Genomic DNA, 5712 nt, shown 5'->3' on the forward strand with positions numbered 1-5712 from the left:
ACCCACCACACACAAGAAAATGAAGTTATAGGCCGGCGGTAACCTACTCTCCCACACCCTCCCAGGTGCAGTACCATCAGCGCGGGCGGGCTTAGCTAACCGGGTTCGGAAAGGGACCGGGCGTTTCCCCGCCGCCATCAACCACCGACACGACCAAAAAATCGTGCCAACACAATACTGTTGATAACAACGACAATATTCAAATAATCAGCACAGGCATGTCATGCCAGACACTGCACAGTGGACGCAAACACTCTTTTTCTTCTCGCGGAAGAACACTCATTAATTTGACCATAACCAACACCAACATGTGTGTGTTTGTTTTAGTCTCGGCGTAAATTAGTACCAGTCACCTTACACACCTCACAGTGCTACCAGATCCGGCCTATCAACCCCATCATCTCTAGGGAACCTCAAACGAAACCTCATCTCAAAACAGGCTTCCCGCTTAGATGCTTTCAGCGGTTATCCCTCCCGTACGTAGCCAACCAGCCCTGCTCCTGGCGGAACAACTGGCACACCAGAGGTACGTCCGTCCCGGTCCTCTCGTACTAGGGACAGCCTTCTTCAAGTTTCAACGCGCGCGGCGGATAGAGACCGAACTGTCTCACGACGTTCTGAACCCAGCTCGCGTGCCGCTTTAATGGGCGAACAGCCCAACCCTTGGGACCTACTCCAGCCCCAGGATGCGACGAGCCGACATCGAGGTGCCAAACCATCCCGTCGATATGGACTCTTGGGGAAGATCAGCCTGTTATCCCCGGGGTACCTTTTATCCGTTGAGCGACACCACATCCACAAGTAGGTGCCGGATCACTAGTCCCGACTTTCGTCCCTGCTCGACTTGTAAGTCTCACAGTCAAGCTCCCTTGTGCACTTACACTCACCACCTGATTGCCAACCAGGCTGAGGGAACCTTTGGGCGCCTCCGTTACATTTTGGGAGGCAACCGCCCCAGTTAAACTACCCACCAGGCACTGTCCCCAACCCAGATCATGGGCCAAGGTTAGACATCCACTACGGTCAGAGTGGTATTTCAACAACGACTCCATAATCACTAGCGTGACCACTTCACAGTCTCCCACCTATCCTACACAAACCGCACCGAATACCAATACCAAGCTATAGTGAAGGTCCCGGGGTCTTTTCGTCCTGCCGCGCGAAACGAGCATCTTTACTCGTACTGCAATTTCACCGGGCCTGTGGTTGAGACAGCAGGGGAGTCGTTACGCCATTCGTGCAGGTCGGAACTTACCCGACAAGGAATTTCGCTACCTTAGGATGGTTATAGTTACCACCGCCGTTTACTGGGGCTTAAATTCTCCGCTTCGGACATGAGTCCTAACAGGTCCTCTTAACCTTCCAGCACCGGGCAGGCGTCAGTCCGTATACATCAACTTAACCGTCTTCGCACGGACCTGTGTTTTTGATAAACAGTCGCTCCCCTCTATTCTCTGCGACCCCCACCAGCAACACACCGAAAAAGGCATGCAACCAGCAAGGGCCCCCCTTCTCCCGAAGTTACGGGGGCAATTTGCCGAATTCCTTAACCACAGTTCACCCGACCGCTTTAGTATTCTCTACCTGACCACCTGTGTCGGTTTCGGGTACGGGCCATACACATACATCGCTAGAGGCTTTTCTCGACAGCAAAGGATCACCACCATCACCCAACAATTGGGCTACGCATCACGCCTCACACAAAATATCGACCGCATTTCACAAGTCGACGTGCCACACGCTTACACCAAGAATATCCAACACTTGGCGCGGCTACCTGACTGCGTCACCCCATCACTGAACTACCACGGATCAGGCCCCACGCATCACCAACAACCACACACCCAAAAGGATGCGCATGTTGCCAGTTCAGGGTGGTTAGTATCACCGCTTCACTCTTTGTCGCATGCATACGGGTACGGGAATATCAACCCGTTGACCATCGACTACGCCTGTCGGCCTCGCCTTAGGACCCGACTCACCCTGGGAAGACGAACTTGACCCAGGAACCCTTAGTCATCCAGCGGATACGATTCTCACGTATCTCTCGTTACTCATGCCTGCATTCTCACTCGCACACAGTCCACCACCCCTTACAGTATGGCTTCACCCCATGCACGACGCTCCCCTACCCATAGTAAAAACTATGCCGCGGCTTCGGCGGTGTACTTGAGCCCCACTACATTGTCGGCGCAGAACCACTCGACCAGTGAGCTATTACGCACTCTTTCAAGGATGGCTGCTTCTAAGCCAACCTCCTGGCTGTCTTCGCGATCCCACATCCTTTTCCACTTAGTACACCCTTAGGGGCCTTAACCGGCGATCTGGGCTGTTTCCCTCTCGACTATGAAGCTTATCCCCCACAGTCTCACTGCTATAGAACACTTGACCGGCATTCGGAGTTTGGCTGATGTTGCTAAGATGATAGTCCCGCTCAACCAACCAGTAGCTCTACCTCCGGCAAACTACTATAACGCTGCACCTAAATGCATTTCGGGGAGAACCAGCTATCACGGAGTTTGATTGGCCTTTCACCCCTACCCACAACTCATCCCCTCAGTTTTCAACCTAAGTGGGTTCGCGCCTCCACAACCTCTTACAGCTGCTTCACACTGGCCATGGGTAGATCACCCCGCTTCGGGTCCAGGACATGCCACTTACAACACCCAATTAGGATTCGCTTTCGCTACGACTACCCCACACGGGTTAACCTCGCGACATGCCGCTGACTCGCAGGCTCATTCTTCAAAAGGCACGCCATCACACACACGCGGTGCTCTGACGGATTGTAAGCGCACGGTTTCAGGAACTCTTTCACTCCCCTCCCGGGGTACTTTTCACCATTCCCTCACGGTACTTATTCACTATCGGTCACACTTAGTATTTAGGCTTACCGGGTGGTCCCGGCAGATTCACAGCAGATTCCACGAGCCCGCTGCTACTCGGGCAAACAATCACCACAACACGACACGCCTTCACGTACAGGGGCTCTCACCCTCTCCGGCACACCATCCCAGGTGACTTCCGCTAACACGCCGCATCATAGGGGTACATGGCAGCATACCCACAATCATCGCCCACAACACCACACGCGCAACCCCTGCCAGGTATCACACACGCATGGTTTAGCCTCATCCACGTTCGCTCGCCACTACTAGCAGAATCACAATTGTTTTCTTCTCCTACGGGTACTGAGATGTTTCACTTCCCCGCGTAACCCCCACACAGACTATACATTCATCTGCAGGTAACACTCCATAACAAGTGCCAGGTTTCCCCATTCGGACATCCTCGGATCAACGCTTTGTTGGCAACTCCCCGAGGCATAACGCAGCCTCACACGTCCTTCATCGGCTAAGCATGCCAAGGCATCCACCGTACGCCCTTGTAACAAAACAAAAACACACAACAAACAAACAACAAACAACCACCACACACAAACAGCATGACAATCACTTGTTGTTAGGCAAACTTACAATCAAAAAATTCTTCCACAAGAATAAAGATGCTCGCGTCCACTATACAGTTCTCACACAACACACCCCACACACCAACCACCAACCAAACAAGTCAGTGATCAACACGCGGAATCATTCAAGACAACACAACTGCTGCCTCAGACACCCAACAGTGCACCAACACACAATAATGATTACTTCTTTTTGACTACATAACCCGGTCACACTGCAACCACAACCACAACCACCACACGAATGCATGACAGTCTGTGACTGGTGTGTCTCCACCCGGAAACAACAAATTGGCAGCCACACCCACGGTGACTCAACCAACAAACAAGCCCACAACTGTGAGCCAACAAAAAATAAACTCCTTAGAAAGGAGGTGATCCAGCCGCACCTTCCGGTACGGCTACCTTGTTACGACTTCGTCCCAATCGCCGATCCCACCTTCGACAGCTCCCATGACAGGCCACTGGCTTCGGGTGTTACCAACTTTCATGACGTGACGGGCGGTGTGTACAAGGCCCGGGAACGTATTCACCGCAGCGTTGCTGATCTGCGATTACTAGCGACTCCGACTTCATGGGGTCGAGTTGCAGACCCCAATCCGAACTAAGGCCGGCTTTGTGCGATTAGCATCCCCTCACAAGGTAGCAAACGCGCTGTACCGACCATTGTAGCATGTGTGAAGCCCTGGACATAAGGGGCATGATGATTTGACGTCATCCCCACCTTCCTCCGAGTTAACCCCGGCAGTCTCTCATGAGTCCCCACCATTACGTGCTGGCAACATAAGACAAGGGTTGCGCTCGTTGCGGGACTTAACCCAACATCTCACGACACGAGCTGACGACAACCATGCACCACCTGTATAGCGACCACAAGGGAAACCACATCTCTGCGGCGATCCGCTACATGTCAAGCCCAGGTAAGGTTCTTCGCGTTGCATCGAATTAATCCACATGCTCCGCCGCTTGTGCGGGCCCCCGTCAATTCCTTTGAGTTTTAGCCTTGCGGCCGTACTCCCCAGGCGGGGCGCTTAATGCGTTAGCTACGGCACAAATCCCGTGGAAGGGACTCACACCTAGCGCCCACCGTTTACGGCATGGACTACCAGGGTATCTAATCCTGTTCGCTACCCATGCTTTCGCTCCTCAGCGTCAGTTACTGCCCAGAGACCTGCCTTCGCCATCGGTGTTCCTCCTGATATCTGCGCATTTCACCGCTACACCAGGAATTCCAGTCTCCCCTACAGCACTCAAGTTATGCCCGTATCGCCTGCAGTCCCACAGTTAAGCTGTGGACTTACACAAACGACGCGACAAACCACCTACGAGCTCTTTACGCCCAGTAATTCCGGACAACGCTCGCACCCTACGTATTACCGCGGCTGCTGGCACGTAGTTAGCCGGTGCTTCTTCTCCAGGTACCGTCACAAAAAGCTTCGTCCCTAGCGAAAGGAGTTTACAACCCGAAGGCCTTCATCCCCCACGCGGCGTCGCTGCATCAGGCTTGCGCCCATTGTGCAATATTCCCCACTGCTGCCTCCCGTAGGAGTCTGGGCCGTATCTCAGTCCCAATGTGGCCGTACACCCTCTCAGGCCGGCTACCCGTCGACGCCTTGGTAGGCCATTACCCCACCAACAAGCTGATAGGCCGCGAGCTCATCCCATACCGCAAAAGCTTTCCACAACAATATCCAAAAAGTTGTCCTATCCGGTATTAGACCCAGTTTCCCAAGCTTATCCCGAAGTACAGGGCAGATCACCCACGTGTTACTCACCCGTTCGCCACTCGAGTACCAGTGCAAGCACTGGCCTTTCCGTTCGACTTGCATGTGTTAAGCACGCCGCCAGCGTTCATCCTGAGCCAGGATCAAACTCTCCACAAAAACTATTTCAGAAAGAAACAAGGCCGTGAAAAGCCCAAAACCTAACCAAAAACAAACCAACCACCAACAACAGTCAGTGTCTGGCAAAATCCTAAAATTACAAAAACTGTAAAGTACAAACAACCGGTCCCAACCCGACGGGGCAAAACAGGACCAGTCACAACCACATCAACCAAACAGTCAACATAACCGTGTAAAACTTGTACCAGTAACCAGTGACACCCAATCATAGGTTCAAGCATCACCGCCGGCACACACCAAAACATGGCACACAGCACGCAACCAAAAGTCAATGCAATCAAAAAAATAAAAAGTACATTGGCACACTATCGAGTTCTCAAACAACAACCGCACACCCAA

The 5712-nt window shown here is 52.7% G+C and carries 3 rRNA genes; all 3 read right to left on the minus strand.

The annotated features are described in order from the left end of the window. Positions 1-30: 30 nt before the first annotated feature. Positions 31-149: ribosomal RNA gene (gene rrf, locus BJP06_RS00045) — 5S ribosomal RNA — on the minus strand. A 167-nt stretch (positions 150-316) separates the two neighbouring features. Continuing rightward, positions 317-3399: ribosomal RNA gene (locus BJP06_RS00050) — 23S ribosomal RNA — on the minus strand. Between the two features lie 437 nt (positions 3400-3836). After that, positions 3837-5352: ribosomal RNA gene (locus BJP06_RS00055) — 16S ribosomal RNA — on the minus strand. Together the 16S, 23S and 5S rRNA genes form the textbook arrangement of a ribosomal RNA operon. Between the last annotated feature and the right edge of the window lie 360 nt (positions 5353-5712).

This window comes from Corynebacterium sp. NML120713 (assembly GCF_001875735.1).
Lineage (GTDB): Bacteria > Actinomycetota > Actinomycetes > Mycobacteriales > Mycobacteriaceae > Corynebacterium > Corynebacterium pseudogenitalium.